The organism is Endozoicomonas sp. 2B-B (assembly GCF_053470045.1).
This window is the reverse complement of the sequence record NZ_JBLZMU010000002.1, coordinates 48,685-63,628: the sequence shown is the minus strand read 5'-3', so window position 1 is coordinate 63,628 and position 14,944 is coordinate 48,685. Positions and strand designations below refer to the sequence as shown.

The 14,944-nt window shown below is 50.4% G+C and carries 11 protein-coding genes; 5 read left to right on the top strand and 6 right to left on the bottom strand.

Annotated features, from left to right (window positions below):
• Nucleotides 1–97 precede the first annotated feature (97 nt).
• The gene (locus ACOMHB_RS24605) at nt 98–1,018 is read right to left on the bottom strand and encodes a hypothetical protein (RefSeq protein ID WP_448218724.1); all 921 of its coding nucleotides are present in this window, start codon (nt 1,016–1,018) and stop codon (nt 98–100) included.
• A gap of 432 nt (nt 1,019–1,450) precedes the next feature.
• The gene (gene nagB / locus ACOMHB_RS24600) at nt 1,451–2,251 is read right to left on the bottom strand and encodes a glucosamine-6-phosphate deaminase (protein ID WP_422135875.1); all 801 of its coding nucleotides are present in this window, start codon (nt 2,249–2,251) and stop codon (nt 1,451–1,453) included.
• Nucleotides 2,252–2,541: 290 nt separating this feature from the next.
• On the opposite strand from nagB, the gene sbcD reads away from it, so the two are divergent.
• Both sbcD and ACOMHB_RS24590 read left to right on the top strand, forming a co-directional pair.
• Nucleotides 2,542–3,786, top strand: coding sequence for an exonuclease subunit SbcD (gene sbcD, locus ACOMHB_RS24595; RefSeq protein ID WP_448218723.1), 1,245 nt, complete (start codon nt 2,542–2,544; stop codon nt 3,784–3,786).
• Nucleotides 3,783–7,448, top strand: a complete 3,666-nt coding sequence (locus ACOMHB_RS24590) for an SbcC/MukB-like Walker B domain-containing protein (RefSeq protein ID WP_448218722.1) — start codon at nt 3,783–3,785, stop codon at nt 7,446–7,448. Before sbcD ends, ACOMHB_RS24590 begins: the two co-directional genes overlap by 4 nt.
• A gap of 71 nt (nt 7,449–7,519) precedes the next feature.
• Here the strand turns inward: ACOMHB_RS24590 and ACOMHB_RS24585 are convergent, their stop codons facing one another.
• Both ACOMHB_RS24585 and ACOMHB_RS24580 read right to left on the bottom strand, forming a co-directional pair.
• The gene (locus ACOMHB_RS24585) at nt 7,520–7,945 is read right to left on the bottom strand and encodes a hypothetical protein (RefSeq protein ID WP_448218721.1); all 426 of its coding nucleotides are present in this window, start codon (nt 7,943–7,945) and stop codon (nt 7,520–7,522) included.
• A 211-nt stretch (nt 7,946–8,156) separates the two neighbouring features.
• Nucleotides 8,157–9,290: an RNA-guided endonuclease InsQ/TnpB family protein gene (locus ACOMHB_RS24580; RefSeq protein WP_448218720.1), complete on the bottom strand. Its 1,134-nt coding sequence runs from the start codon at nt 9,288–9,290 to the stop codon at nt 8,157–8,159.
• Between the two features lie 251 nt (nt 9,291–9,541).
• On the opposite strand from ACOMHB_RS24580, the gene ACOMHB_RS24575 reads away from it, so the two are divergent.
• Nucleotides 9,542–10,027: a DUF29 domain-containing protein gene (locus ACOMHB_RS24575; protein WP_448218719.1), complete on the top strand. Its 486-nt coding sequence runs from the start codon at nt 9,542–9,544 to the stop codon at nt 10,025–10,027.
• A 33-nt stretch (nt 10,028–10,060) separates the two neighbouring features.
• On the opposite strand, the gene ACOMHB_RS24570 is transcribed toward ACOMHB_RS24575, so the two are convergent.
• A complete protein-coding gene (locus tag ACOMHB_RS24570; protein WP_448218718.1) occupies nt 10,061–10,357 on the bottom strand; it encodes a HigA family addiction module antitoxin in 297 nt (98 codons plus the stop codon).
• Nucleotides 10,358–10,854: 497 nt separating this feature from the next.
• Between ACOMHB_RS24570 and ACOMHB_RS24565 the strand changes: the two genes are divergently transcribed.
• Nucleotides 10,855–12,453 carry an ankyrin repeat domain-containing protein gene (locus ACOMHB_RS24565; RefSeq protein WP_448218717.1) on the top strand — a complete coding sequence of 533 codons (1,599 nt, stop codon included), beginning with the start codon at nt 10,855–10,857 and terminating at the stop codon, nt 12,451–12,453.
• A 136-nt stretch (nt 12,454–12,589) separates the two neighbouring features.
• Nucleotides 12,590–14,137, top strand: coding sequence for an ankyrin repeat domain-containing protein (locus ACOMHB_RS24560; RefSeq protein WP_448218716.1), 1,548 nt, complete (start codon nt 12,590–12,592; stop codon nt 14,135–14,137).
• 4 nt (nt 14,138–14,141) lie between these two features.
• On the opposite strand, the gene ACOMHB_RS24555 is transcribed toward ACOMHB_RS24560, so the two are convergent.
• A complete protein-coding gene (locus ACOMHB_RS24555; RefSeq protein WP_448218715.1) occupies nt 14,142–14,942 on the bottom strand; it encodes a type II secretion system protein N in 801 nt (266 codons plus the stop codon).
• Between the last annotated feature and the right edge of the window lie 2 nt (nt 14,943–14,944).

The window sequence follows — 14,944 nt, the reverse complement described above, 5'->3', positions numbered from 1 at the left end:
TCTGCCCCCCCGGATAGAAAGCTATTCTTCTATCCGGGTAGAAACAAACAGATGTCGACAGAACAGGGACCCTGCCTGAAATTATGACCCGCAACACTTAATGCTCATCATATTGCCTCCCTTGCACTGGAGCTTCAGATAATGAGATATCAGGCGTTGATGCTTCAGGCACCGGGGCTTCAGAGGCTGAGGCTTCAGAAACCACGGCTTCAGGTGAAGCTTCGGGTATTGAGGCTTCGGGTATTGAGGCTTCGGGTATTGAGGCTTCGGGTACTGAACCTTCAGGTAATGAACCTTCAGCTACTGAGCCTTCGGGTACTGAAGCTCCGGGTACTGCACCTTCGGGTACTGCACCTTCGGGTACTGCGCCTTCGGGTACTGCACCTTCAGGTACTGCACCTTCAGCTACTGAACCTTCGGGTACTGCACCTTCAGGTACTGCACCTTCAGGTACTGCACCTTCAGGTACTGCACCTTCAGATAGCTGGATTAAAGGCAGCGGGGACAGAACTATAGTCAGTCTGCTACTCTCCGCGAAGGGCACGTTATGAAAATAAGTGGGTGACCAGTTACTTTGACTGTCTGTTTTCACAGGACCGTATTCTTTACCATCTACAGACAGTGTAACCTGGTATGGCTGTTCATCAGGATAATAAAATCTACCTCCTGCAAACACACTAAAAGTGTAAGTAGGTTTATACACATCGGAACTGTCTAAGGACCAACCGACACTACCCTGAGGATACCTGGCATCAGTGGGATGAGCATCATCATTTACATTCTGGAAACCGATATTGGTATTGACGGGAATGTAAACACCAGACTTTTCGACAAAATCCAGTTTGACCGACAAGCCATTCACCTTCCTGAAGTGTGTCAGTCCACTGTACGCAAAGCCATCAGCTTTGGCACTGAAACCGTAACCGAGCCCCACCGTTTCATCTCTGAAAACCACATCTGCCGCAGACGCAAAACCGGAAAGAAGTATACTAACGGGTACAACCAGTAAAACTTTCATGATTAAAAAAAGCCTCTTCTGATGTGATAACCCTGAAATATCATTAAGTCGCTTTCACCAGAATCAATTTCGCATCAATGATACTGGCGCCATCGTTTATTGAACTGTACAAAAATAAACGAACGTCACATGCCTACTTCTTGCCAGCCCACTTTCGTCTAACAACAAAATGTATCACTTGCAAAGCGGTAGAATGAGAAGCTAGACACTTTATGATATTTCCGGATTAGACCACCGCTCAATTATAGATACTCATTTCTATAACTGCTTTTTTTACCGTAAAAAATATTTTGTTAAGCCACCCCACCATTACAGATCAAGAGAATCAATTCTGGAAATGGCCGTCCTGAATGACTTTCCAAATACCGGCATTTCTGCCCTGATCCAGTGAGTCTGTTAATCCGCTGCACTGGCACAGAACCCGCCCGAAAATCAGAGGCCGCGAATATTTTCAGCTTCCAGCTCGGCAAAGTATTTCAGGGTCTTGACTCGCAGTTCCATGGTGGCATCTTCATCACAGACGATCATGGCTTTCGGGTGCATCTGCATGGCAGAAATGGTCCACAAATGGTTCACAGAGCCTTCTACCGCAGCATGGAGGGCATAAGCCTTATCCGCACCAGTGACCAGAATCATGACTTCACGGGCATCCATCAGTGTGCCTACACCAATGGTCAGAGCCAGATTGGGTACCTGATTGATATCGTTTTCGAAGAAACGGGAATTGGCCTGACGGGTCTTGTCAGTCAGGGTCTTGATACGGGTACGTGAAGACAGGGAAGAGCCTGGCTCGTTAAAGGCAATATGGCCATCGTGACCAACTCCACCCATAAACAGATCAATGCCGCCACAGGATTTGATCTTGTCTTCATAACGCTGGCATTCGGCTTCCAGGTCTTTCGGATTTCCATTGAGCAGATTGATGTTTTCGTGTCGGATATCAATATGTTCAAAGAAATTCTTAAACATGAAGGTACGGTAGGATTCCGGATGATCGGCGGGAATGCCCACGTATTCGTCCATATTGAAAGTCACTACATGCTCAAAGCTCACCTCGTCGGCATGGTTCATCTCAATCAGGTTCTTGTAGGTAGCCAGAGGCGTACTGCCTGTGGGCAGCCCCAGAACAAAGGGTCTGTCTGCCGTTGGCTTGAACTTGTTGATCCGTCTGACAATGTGCCTGGCGGCCCATTTGCCCACGTCGGATTTTGCGGATAGAGGAATTAAGCGCATGGTTTAATCTTCCGGTTGTGGACCTTCTGAATTCTGTTTAGCCGGACGATGGACATTTGTCACCCTGTTTTCGGCATGATGTAAGCGGTTACACTATCATTTCTACAGATAACGGCCTATCTCACAGATCAATGTTTCGTGCAAAAGATACGAATTTCTCTGAAACAGTTCGAGCAGCTGGATACTTTACTTTCCGAACCCACCAGCGGCCTCTTTAATAAAACTGACAGTCCTGACTCAAAAAGTATATTCTTTACAGTCCACCTCTCTTTCTGGTTAGTCTTCAATACATGCGCATTCTCCACACGTCTGACTGGCACCTTGGCCAGCACTTTACAGGCAAGAGCCGTGAGCCTGAACATCAGGCATTTATTTGCTGGCTGCTGACAACCGTTGAAGAGAATTCTGTGGATGCCATCATCATTGCCGGTGATATTTTTGATACCGGAACGCCGCCCAGCTATGCCAGAACACTCTACAACCGTTTCATTGTCGACCTGCAGAAAACTTGCTGTCAGCAGCTGATTATTGTCGGTGGCAACCATGACTCGGTCTCAACCCTGAATGAGTCCAGAGATTTGTTGGCCTGCCTGAATACCTACGTGGTGGGTGGCGTTACAGATAACCCGGATGACCAGATAGTAGTTTTGAAGAACCACCAGGGAGAACCCGGGGCAGTGGTATGCGCTATACCGTTTATCCGACCCAGAGATGTTCTGGAAAGTCAGGCTGGTGACAGTGACACCGATAAACAACAGGCTCTGCAGAACGCAATTGCCAGGCACTACCAAAAAGTATTTGAATTGGCCTCTGACAAAAACCTGCCAACCGTGGCTACAGGACACCTGACCACGGTCGGTGGACAAATGTCTGAGTCGGTGCGGGATATTTATATTGGCACCCTGTCGGCTTTTCCGGCCAGTGCCTTCCCTCCGGCAGACTACATAGCCCTGGGGCACCTGCACCGCGCCCAGAAGGTTTCGGATCAGGCACATATCCGTTACTCAGGCTCCCCTATTCCGCTCAGCTTTGATGAAACGTCCTGCCCTAAACAGGTGGTGCTGGTTGACCTTGAGCCTGGCACTGCGCCAGAAATCAATGAACTGGCAGTGCCCACCTTTCGTTCCCTGAAAAGCCTGAAAGGCAGCCTGAAGACCATTCAACAGTCGCTGGAGAAGATCAATGACGACTCTCCACTCACCACCTGGCTGGAATTGGAAGTCAGCACTGACGACTACCTCACCGATCTGCAAAAGCCTATTCAGATCATGCTGGAGGGCAGAAATCTGGAAGTCTTAAGAGTCCGTCGAAAGCGTGAAATCAACAGCACGGCTTTACATAGCGAATGCAAAGAAACACTCGACGAACTTGATGTCGCTGAAGTGTTTGCCCGGCGACTGAACGACGAAGATCTTGATGAACAACGCACAGCCAGTCTCAACCGGGCGTTTAATGAAATCCTTGCCACTCTGGATGAAACGGATGATGACAGCAAAACCTCTGAATTTGAGGACGAGAAGGAATTGATAGCTTGAAAATCCTCAGTTTACGTTTGAAAAACATCAACTCGCTCAAAGGTGAGTGGAAAATTGATTTCACGGAAGACAACTTCCGCAACAACGGTCTTTTTGCCATCACCGGTCCTACAGGTGCGGGAAAAACCACGCTACTGGATGCCATCTGCCTGGCTCTTTATCACCAGACTCCCCGACTTAGCACAGTTTCTGCCAGCGATAACGAATTGATGACACGTCATACGTCAGAATCACTGGCGGAAGTGGAGTTTGAAGTTCAGGGACAGGGTTATCGTTCTTTCTGGTCCCAGCGGCGGGCCAGAGGCAAGGCAGACGGTAAATTACAAAGCCCACAGGTAGAGTTGGCGAAACTGGATGGCACCATCATTACCAGCCGCATCCAGGACAAACTAAAGATCGTCAGTAACATTACCGGCCTTGATTTTGGTCGTTTCACCAAGTCCATGATGCTGGCCCAGGGGGGATTTGCTGCTTTTCTTCAGGCCAGCGCCAATGACCGGGCCGAGCTTCTGGAAGAGCTGACAGGCACGGATATCTACGGAGAAATTTCCCGCCGGGTGTTTGAGCGGGCACGGGCAGAACAGGAAACACTCAACCTGCTTCAGGCCAGAACCGAAGGCGTTGAACTACTGGACGTCAGTGTTCTGGAAAAGCTCACTGAAGAACAGACCGACCTGACGGAATCCAACCGCAGGATACAGAGCCAGACGGATGAACTGAACAAACAACATATCTGGCTGGAAAAGAAAGCAGAGCTTGAGCAAGAAAAGCAAACATCCCGGCAGTTACTCCAGCAAAATCTGGAACAGCAGGAAGCCAACCGTGAAACGCTGAAAAAGCTGGACGAATCGATTCCTGCCCTGGAAATAAAGCCTGTCTATGATCAGTTATCGACTCTGAAGGCAGCGGCAGCTCAGCGTCAGAAACAGGTGGATGAATTGCTGGAGAAAGAGCAAACACTCAAGCAAACCCTGACAGAAAAAGAACAGGCCAGCAAAAGTGCGCAGGAAAACCTCAGACAGGTCAAACAACAAAAAGTGGAAACCGAGCAACTGATCGCAGATCAGATCATTCCTCTGGATCTTAAAATAGCCGAGGCCCAACGCAGTCAGGCCGAGCTGTATGAAGCACAGAAAGAACTCGGTAAAGCGCTTCAGAGCCAGCAAGAAAAGCACTCAACACTGCAACAGAGTCGACAAGAGCTTCAGCATTCTCTGAAACAGGCTTCTGAATATCTGGCTCAACATACTCATCATGAGAAACTGGCAGAGAAGCTGCCTCTCTGGCATTCGCAGTTTGATCAGAGAAAGTCTCTGATAGAGCAGATTAATCAGCTTAAACACAGGCTGCAAGAACACCATACCCGGAATAAGCAGGACAGCACCCGGCACGAGCAGTTGCTGGAACAGCAAAAAGTCAGTCAGGAACAATTAGCCCAGTCCCGTGACCTGCTTGAGCAAAAGCAGGCTCAGCGTCAACACTGGCTTCAGGGTCAGGAAGAGCCTTTACTCAGGCAACAACAACACGCCCTGATGGAGAAAGTACCCTTATGCCAGCAGTTGAAAACTCTGCTTAAGCAACATCTGGAAAGCCAGGTCAGCCTGCGTGCAGAAAAAACGACATTGGACGAAAACAAACGGCAACTCACCACTGTTCAGACAGAATTGACTCAACAAAGGGACCTTTACAGAAAAGAAGCTCAGCATCTGAAAGATCTGGAAACCCTGCTACTTCAAGAGCAAAAAATTGCCAGTCTCAGTGAACATCGTCATCACCTGAAAGAAGGCGACCCCTGCCCACTCTGTGGCTCAACAGCACACCCTGCTGTGCAGCGTTATCAACAGGTAGACGTCGACTCCACTCAACATCGGCAGGAAGAAAAGAAGCGGCTTGTGACAGAACTGGAACAACAGGGAACCCGGAAAAAGCAGCTGGAAACAGAACTGAAAACGCTGTGCAACACTTCAGAAAAACGCATTCTCGAATTACAGGACCGACAGGCATCGACGCAGACAGAATGGCAGCAGCTTTGTCAGTCACTGCAGATTCAACTCAATATCTCTGACTCTGAATCGGTTCATAGCTGGCTGGACAGCACCAGAGAGCAGCTGATAGCCATTAATGAACAGGTCAAGCAGTTGGACGCAATCAACCAGCAACTGCAAAGTGCCGAGAAGGTGGCTACCCGGGAACAGCAGCAGCTTGATCAGAAACAGTCGCAACTGGCTCTTTTGCATCAACAGCTGAGTCAAGCGTCAGAACAGATCGAAACACTAAGGCAGCAGCTATCCCGACACGAACAGGAACTGGGCCAGCTGGAAGCAGCCCTCAATCAGTCAATGGCAACGGCGCTTCCGGCACTGGAAACGCAGGACACTTGGCTTATGAGCCAGAAAGCGTTGAAAGATCGCTGGCAAACATGCCATCAGCAGAGTCTTGAACAACAGCAGGCATTGCAAACGCTCAATCATGAGATGCAAATGCTTGAGCAGAATCTGCTTCAGTCCCGACAGCAGGCCGATCAATTAAACCGGCAACTGGATCAGATCGACAGAGAGCAGGCTGATCGCAAAGACGTGCGGTTCACGTTGTTTGGAGAACTGAAGGTGACAGAGGAACGCAGCAGGATCGAGCAGGCCATAGTCACCGCCGAACAAAACCTTAAAAACGCAGAAACGCAGTTGCAAACGACAATGCGCGCTGAGAGCGAGCTGTCCGGCTCTATCGGGCAACATCTCAATGACCAGAAAACTCACCAGTCCGAACTGGAGCAAAAAGAAGCACACTGGCAGACCACTCTGGAAGACAGCCCCTTTGATTCCAGCGAACAGTTTCAGCAGGCTCTGCTTGCTCCTGAACAACGTAGCGAACTGGAAGCATTGAAAAGCACTCTGGACAGAGCCATTGCCAGCAGTACCGAACGTTTCAAACTGGCAGAAACCTCTCTGGAAAAACTATTGAAAGAGGCCCTGACTAAACAAGCCGCTGAAGAAATCCTGACCTGCCTGAAACAACAGACAGCAGAACTGAGCCTCAACAATCAACGACTGGGTGAAATTCGACAGGCGCTCACCGAAGACCAGAAAAAGCGTCAGCAGTTGTCTGACTGGGTAGATGAAATCAGCAAACAGAGAGAGCAGTTTGCGGTATGGGAACATCTCAATAGTCTGATCGGCTCGGCAAAAGGCGACAAGTTTCGTAAATTTGCCCAGGGACTGACACTCGATCATCTGATTTATCTGGCCAACCAGCAGTTACAAAGGCTGCATGGTCGTTACCAGCTGCATAGAAAAGCGGTCGAAGCCCTCAGCATCGAAGTCATTGATACCTGGCAGGGGGATACCGCCCGGGACATCAAAACTCTTTCGGGAGGAGAGAGCTTTCTGGTCAGTCTGGCACTGGCACTGGCCTTGTCCGATCTGGTCAGTCACAAAACCAGCATTGATTCCCTGTTTCTGGACGAGGGCTTCGGCACACTGGACCAGGAGACACTGGAAATAGCGCTGGATGCCCTGGATAACCTGAACGCTTCAGGAAAGATGGTAGGGGTCATCTCGCATATTGAATCGTTGAAAGAAAGGATTCCCACACGTATTGAAGTGAGGAAAGAGACAGGGCTGGGATACAGTACTCTGGACAAACATTATGCCGTGGTCGGATAGACGGCATTAGCCTTCGGCCAAGAGTCAGAACATTAGCCTGAGAAAAGTCGTGGGAGGTATTGCCATTATTCCTAAGGGCTCACCAACAGCTTCACTGTTTCAGCCTTAACCTGCGCTGGCTCACCGGTTTCCAGCAATCGTATGCTCTGAACTCTGAGCCCTCTGGCATACATATCCGCAAACCCGTTCACAAAGGACGCTACCGATCCCTCCCTGATATAGATTTCAGCCTGCTGGGCATTGCCCTCTCTGACACCAATCTGTAAACCGCTCTGGTCAGCCACCTGCTGCATCAGCAGCTGCCAGTCTGCCAGATTAATGGGTTCTGCCTTTGGCATGGTCAGTTCTTCCGCCTGAAGCTGAGCTCTTTCCAACAGTTGAGTCAGCTCCGGTGCCGGAGTGACCGGTTTTTCAACCGGTTTAAACTTCAGGTACAGGACAGTGGCTCCGGCCAGAACCAGAACAAACAATAGAATTTTTATGAAGATTTTATTCACGGAGCTTCCATTAACGGGAAGAAAAAAAACAGTCAGTTTGAATGGCTGATACGACAGAACATACTCAGAACCGTTGCTCTGAACTGAGCGCAATTATGCTCGGCTATATTCATCACACAATGCGCGATGAATACAATGCTGACACTCCCCGCCCTATCGGGCGAGGGTTCTTAGATCGCTCCAAGAACCTTCCTGCTTCGTCACGCCTTCCCTAGATGGTTGCTTTCGCAGCCATCCCCGTTCCAGTCGCTCCACAGGCTAACTCCGCCAGCCCGGCGGTTTTGATATTCTTTGCTGCGTTAATGTCCCGGTCGTGATGAGTGCGGCACTCTGGACACTCCCATTCACGAATAGACAACGGCAAGCTTTCATGGACAAACCCACAGCCGGAGCAACGCTTGGAGCTTGGAAAGAACCGGTCAATCTGAACAACCTTTCTTTCTGCCCACTCCGCCTTGTATTGCAACTGTCGGACAAATTCTCCCCAGTTTGCATCGGCTATGTGCTTGGCCAGCTTTGGATTTTGAATCATACCCTTCACGTTCAGAGACTCTACGCAAACAACTTGGTTCTCGTCTATAAATTCGCGGGATGCCTTGTGAGTAGCATCCATCCGGCAATCGGCAATTTTTGCATGGATACGAGCAACCTTGAGCTTTGCTTTAGCTCTGTTGCTGCTGCCTTTCTGCTTTTTCGACAACTGACGCTGAAGGTAGGCGAGCTTTCGCTCGTAGCGTTTGGTGTGCCTTGGATTACCGGATTTTTCACCGTCTGAAGTGATGAACAGATCATTCAAACCTAAATCAATGCCCACTGTCTTATTTCTAATAGGCATTGCTTTAGCTTCAAATTCGCACAACATAGAAACAAAGTACCGGCCTGCCCGATCTTTGCTGATAGTGACACTGGAAGGCTCAGAAGACAGTTCTCTGCTCCAGCGGATGTTCAGAGGCTCTTTGCTTTTGGCTATAAACAGGTGACCGTTTTTAACGCTGAAAGCAGCCTTTGTCAGCCGCATACTTTGTCTTGAATGTCTTTTTTTGAACTTAGGGTATTTCGCCCTGCCAGCCCAAAAGTTCTTGAAGGCTTCCTGCTGATCCCTGAGTGTTTGTTGCAGGATGACACTGGATACATCTGCCAGAAATGGGAACTCTGTCTTGAGCGACACAAGCCGCTTTTCTGCCTCGGAATGGGAGATAGATTGCCCGTCTTTGTAGTAGGCATCAGTGCGAAAACGGAGGGTGTTGTTATAGACAAAACGGGCGCAACCAAACGACTGGGCAAGAAGTATTTCCTGTTCCGGCGTTGGGTAGAATCGTTCTTTGTAGGCGCGTTTAGTTTTCATGGCAGGAATATTACAGAAACGATAAGCGCCTGTAAATAATTAAAGCTTCCGGTTCTGCAAGCCCTACACGGGCTTGTTGCTTATATCACCGCCCGATTGGGCGATGCTTTACGCAGGTTCAGGTAACCTTTCCTACGATCAAAAAACCAACTTCCTGCCTCTGTCAATGGCATCTGACGGAGTGGCTTTGCATTACCTCCGGTTTCTGGTCTACATTGGATGATTATGGATTGACTGGTGCAGAGTTGACGATGGAAAACCAATATACAACTGATTACCACAGTTGGATCAGCCAGCAACGGGAACTGCTTAAAAACAGGCAATTTGACGATCTGGACATCCCTAATCTACTGGAGGCAATGACTCTGCAAATGGGCGATATATCCAGTACCCTTGAATCACACCTGAAAACCCTGCTTCTGCACTTGCTGAAATACCGTTACCAAACTCAGGTAATTAATCCCGTATTGCCGAAGCCCTACAACTGTCGGGAATGGTTCGGCAGCATTGATCGGGCCAGAAGTGATATATGGATACTTATTCGTAAAAATCCATCCCTGCAACGTTTGACCGATGAAGCACTGTCCAGTGTCTACCCCCACGCCAAACGTCTGGCCATAAAACAAATGAACCGCTACGTCCAGAAGCATCAGCAGCTTGATGATGGCAGCTTTCCGGCAGAGTGTCCCTGGACATACGATCAGATTATCGAGGAAGACTGGCTACCAGAAGATTAGGGCAGGTTTAGAGGTATTCCTTCCTACGTCATGTCAGGCAACTCTCGGCTCAATAGCTTCAAGACTATTGCCCGGTTCAGCTGCGGTGACTTTGAGGTCATGGGCCGTTTGCAGGTTAAGCCAGCTCTGTGCGTCGCCACCAAAGTATCTTGCCAGCCTCAGGGCAGTATCAGGCGTTATTGCGCGTCTTTCCAAAACAATATCATTAATCCTCGAGGCTGGTATTCTCAGCGCTATAGCGAGTGCGTTGGCACTCATACCCAGAGGATTAAGGTAATCTTCCCTGAGGATTTCACCAGGGTGTATAGGGCGCAGTTGGTTAGATGCCATTTAAAGCAGACGCGCCATTCTTTGTTATTGCGAATACGATCCACCTTCAAACAACGACTTTGTCTGCTTACCGTTGAATGACTTGATCGTGGGTTAAAACGTCAAACAATCAAAACAGAAGCCGCTCAAGCCGCTGGTTGAGTCGAGTAAGCAAGGGGAAATTTCATCTCCAGGCTTCTTACGGAACCATACCTGACAGTCTCCCGTCATACGGCTCTTGATCACACATTTGATGCATGAAGTATGATGTTGGCATCCATCGAGGCTCACATAGACGTCGTCAAACGCCTGATCAACGTTGGGGCGAGGTAGTGAACAGAGGTTAAAGAAGGGAACAAAAAAAGTGTTGTGTTGTTCAGTGAACATGGCTTTCAGACTTCCCATCTTCAGAGTTTTTGAAACAGGTGATTGTTTCGCCACAGTGAACTTTGATAGCCGTTTAAATAAACTAATATGCTTTTCTGTATCTAACCCACACGGCTTATTGACCAACACAGATGTTCCACTTATTTGCGGCATTGTTCGCTACCCTCTCACCTTTGACACTAAAGGCAGATCACTGTCCTATTTGTTTGGCTCCCTTCCATGGCCGAAGTGAAGTGCCTGTGGTCGTCAAAGCCCAATGTTGTGGCTACCGCTTCGATCTGGAATGTATTTCGCAGTCTTTTGTTAAACAGCCCATGGGCTCACGCCGGTGCGCGATGTGTCGACAAGACCCGATGCCTATGGTGAATCAGAACACCACTGAATCTCACCCAGATACATTTTTCCCCGATCATACGTTTTATTTTGCCTGTTTAAACGGGGATCTGGATCAGGTGGAGAGGACACTGGCAGAAGGAGTCAATGTCAATGCCGTTATGACTGCTGATTCCACAGCCTTGATGTTGGCATCCAGCAGAGGGCACACGGATGTCGTCGAACGCCTGATCAACGCTGGGGCGAACCTTGACGCTGCCCGCTCAAATGGTGCCACCGCACTGTTCATGGCTGCTGTGTACGGTAATGCCGACTGCCTGATAATCCTGATCGAAGCCGGGGCGGATCTCAACATCTGCCGGACTTCGGATGGCGCCACTCCGTTGTTCATCGCTGCCCTGAAGGGCTATACCGACTGCGTGAAACTCCTGATCAACGCCGGGGCGGATCTCAACGCCCGGACTTTGGATGGCGTCACTCCGCTGTACGTTGCTGCTGAGAAGGGCAATACCGACTGCGTGGAACTCCTGATCAATGCCGGGGCGGATCTCAACGCCCGGACTAAGACTAGCGCCACCCCGCTGTATGTTGCTGCTGCGAGAGGCAATACTGGCTGCGTGAAACTCCTGATCAAGGCCGGGGCGGAACTCAGCCCCGCCAGGGCTAAGAGTGGCACCACCCCGCTGTTCGTTGCTGCTGCGAAAGGCAATACCGACTGCGTGGAACTCCTGATCAACGCCGGGGCGGCTCTCAACGCAGGGAATTCGGATGGCGCCACCCCGCTATTCATGGCTGCTCAGCAAGATAACATCGACAGCCTGAAAATCCTGATCGAAGCCAAGGCAGATATCAATGCGCAAATTGAGGATGGCGCCACCCCGCTGTTCGTTGCTGCTGCGAAAGGCAATACTAACTGCGTGAAACTCCTGATCAACGCCGGGGCGGATCTCAACGCTGCCCTGCTGAATGGTGCCACCCCGCTATTCGTCGCTGCCCAGGAAAATAACATCGAATGCGTGCAACTTCTGATCAACGCCGGGGCAGATCTCAACACCCGGATTAAGGGTGGTGCCAGCCCAACGTTCATCGCAGCCCAGAAAGGCAATACCGACTGCCTGATAATCCTGATCGAAGCCGGGGCAGATCTCAACGCTGCCCTGCCGAATGGCGCCACTCCGCTGTTCACCGCAGCCCTGAAGGGCAATACCGACTGCGTGAAACTCCTGATCAACGCCGAGGCGGATATCAACGCCCGCACCAAGACTGGCGCCACTCCGCTGTCCATCGCAACCAAGAAGGGCAATACCGACTGCGTGAAACTCCTCATCAACGCTGAGGCAGAGATGGGAACAATGGCAGTGAAGGAAACAAAAGAAAAGTTTCATGCTGTCCAGTAAACAGGGCTCTCGGCTGTTCCCATCTTCTGAGTTTTTGAAACAGGTGATCGTTTGGCCACAGCGAACTTTGATAGCCGTTTAAATGAACTAATATGCTTTTCTGTATCTAACCCACACGGCTTATTGACCAACACAGATGCTCTACTTATGTTTGGCACTGTTCGCCAGCCTCTCCCCATGGACACTGAAGGCCGATCACTGTCCTATTTGTTTGGCTCCCTTCCAAGGCCGCAGTGAAGCGCCTGTGGTCGTCAAAACCCAATGTTGTGGTCACCGCTTCGATCTGGACTGTGTTTCAAAGTGTTTTGCTGATCAGCCCATCGGCTCACGCCAGTGCGCGATGTGTCGGCAAAACCCGATGCCTGTGGTGAATCAGAACACCAGTGAATCTCACCCGGATACATTTTTCCCCGATCAAACGTTTTTTGATGCCTGTTTAAACGGGCATCTGGATCAGGTGGAGAGGACACTGGCAGAAGGAGTCAATGTCAATGCCGTTATGACTGCTGATTTCACCGCCTTGATGTTGGCATCCATCAGCGTGCGCACTGATGTCGTGGAACGCCTGATCAACGCTGGGGCGAAGCTTGACGCTGCCCGTTCGGATGGTGCCACCGCACTGTTCATGGCTGCTGCGAAAGGCAATACCGACTCCGTGAAACTCCTGATCAACGCAGGGGCGGCTCTCAACGCAAGGAATTCGGATGGCGCCACCCCGCTGTTCATGGCTGCTCAGCAAAACAACAACGACAGCCTGAAAATCCTGATCGAAGCCAAGGCAGATATCAATGCGCAAACTGAGGATTGCACCACCCCGCTGTTCGTTGCTGCTGCGAAAGGCAATACCGACTGCGTAAAACTCCTGATCAACGCCGGGGCGGATCTCAACGCTGCCCTGCTGAATGGCGCCACCCCGCTATTAGTCGCTGCCCAGGAAAATAACACCGAATGCGTGCAACTCCTGATCAACGCCGGGGCAGATCTCAACGCTGCCCTGCTGAATGGCGCCACCCCATTGTATGTTGCTGCCGCGAAAGGCAATAACGACTGCATGAAACTCCTGATCAACGCCGGTGCTGATCTTAACGCCCGGGCTGAGACTGGCGCCACCCCGCTGTTCATGGCTGCTCAGCAAAACAACAACGACAGCCTGAAAATCCTGATCGAAGCCAAGGCAGATATCAATGCGCAAATTGAGGATTGCACCACCCCGCTGTTAATTGCTGCTGCGAAAGGCAATACCGACTGCGTAAAACTCCTGATCAACGCCGGGGCAGATCTCAACGCTGCCCTGCTGAATGGCGCCACCCCGCTATTCGTCGCTGCCCGGGAAAATAACACCGAATGCGTGCAACTCCTGATCAACGCCGGTGCTGATCTTAACGCCCGGACTGAGACTGGCGCCACCCCGCTGTATGTTGCTGCCGCGAAAGGCAATACCGACTGCGTGGAAATCCTCATCAACGCCGGGGCGGATCTGAACCTCCCCCGGACTTCGGATGGCGCCACCCCGCTGTTTGTCGCCACTGCGAAAGGCAATACTGACTCCGTGAGACTCCTGATCAACGCCGAGACGGATCTCAATGCCGCCAGGACTTCGGACGGCGCCACCCCACTGTCCATAGCAATCGAGATGGGCAATACCGACTGTGTGAATCTCCTGATCAACGGTGGGGCATACTAGCAAGTTACTGATGTTTTGATCTGTTCGGTCGGTTGGATAAGAATACCCCCTGGATGCCCCCTCTGAATGTTAAAGGGAAGCGCCCCTGAGAATCCGGCCTTCCCAGAAACTTCATTCCATCTTTCATGGTTTCTGGCAGAGCTTCACCTTCAGACACTTTCCCGTTCAATGAATAACTGCCGTTGAGATTAAAGCTGAAAACGGCATCTGTTGTCAGAAACTCGGATGACTGGCTAATTTTACCTTCCAGAGTATTTCCCTTACAGGTGAGATCAGCATCTGCTTTACCCAGTTTCACGTTACCCAGAGGACTGCTGATTCGCCCTCTTTCCCATTCCATACGACCATCCAGCTCGACACACCGACCTTCTTCATAAACCAGGGAGTCTACCACCAGATTGATATTACCTTTGGCTGTTGCCGGAACTGGCATGGCTGCAAGCTGCTGTAGCCAGCCTGCCGAGGCGTCTGCTTCAAGGTCTTCAACCATTACACCCTGAGGACTGTGGGTCACTGTCGCCTGACCCACAACAGCAGACAAGTTATCACCGACCTCGAGGTCCACGCTGACCTTTCCGGTGAGCAGTGCAGAAGGCTGGAAATCCCAACTGACTTCCTGAAGCTCGATACCATTGATGGTTAATTCCTGCGCTGAACCCGACCAGACTGAACCTGACAGACCTTCCAGCTCAATCCCCGACATGTTGGGTGCATGACGCCAGACAAAAGCGGCTGGCAACCCTGCCAGCAAAAAAACTGAGTAAGAAACAACGGCCAGTGCAGCCAAAGAAATGATTTTCTTCATAT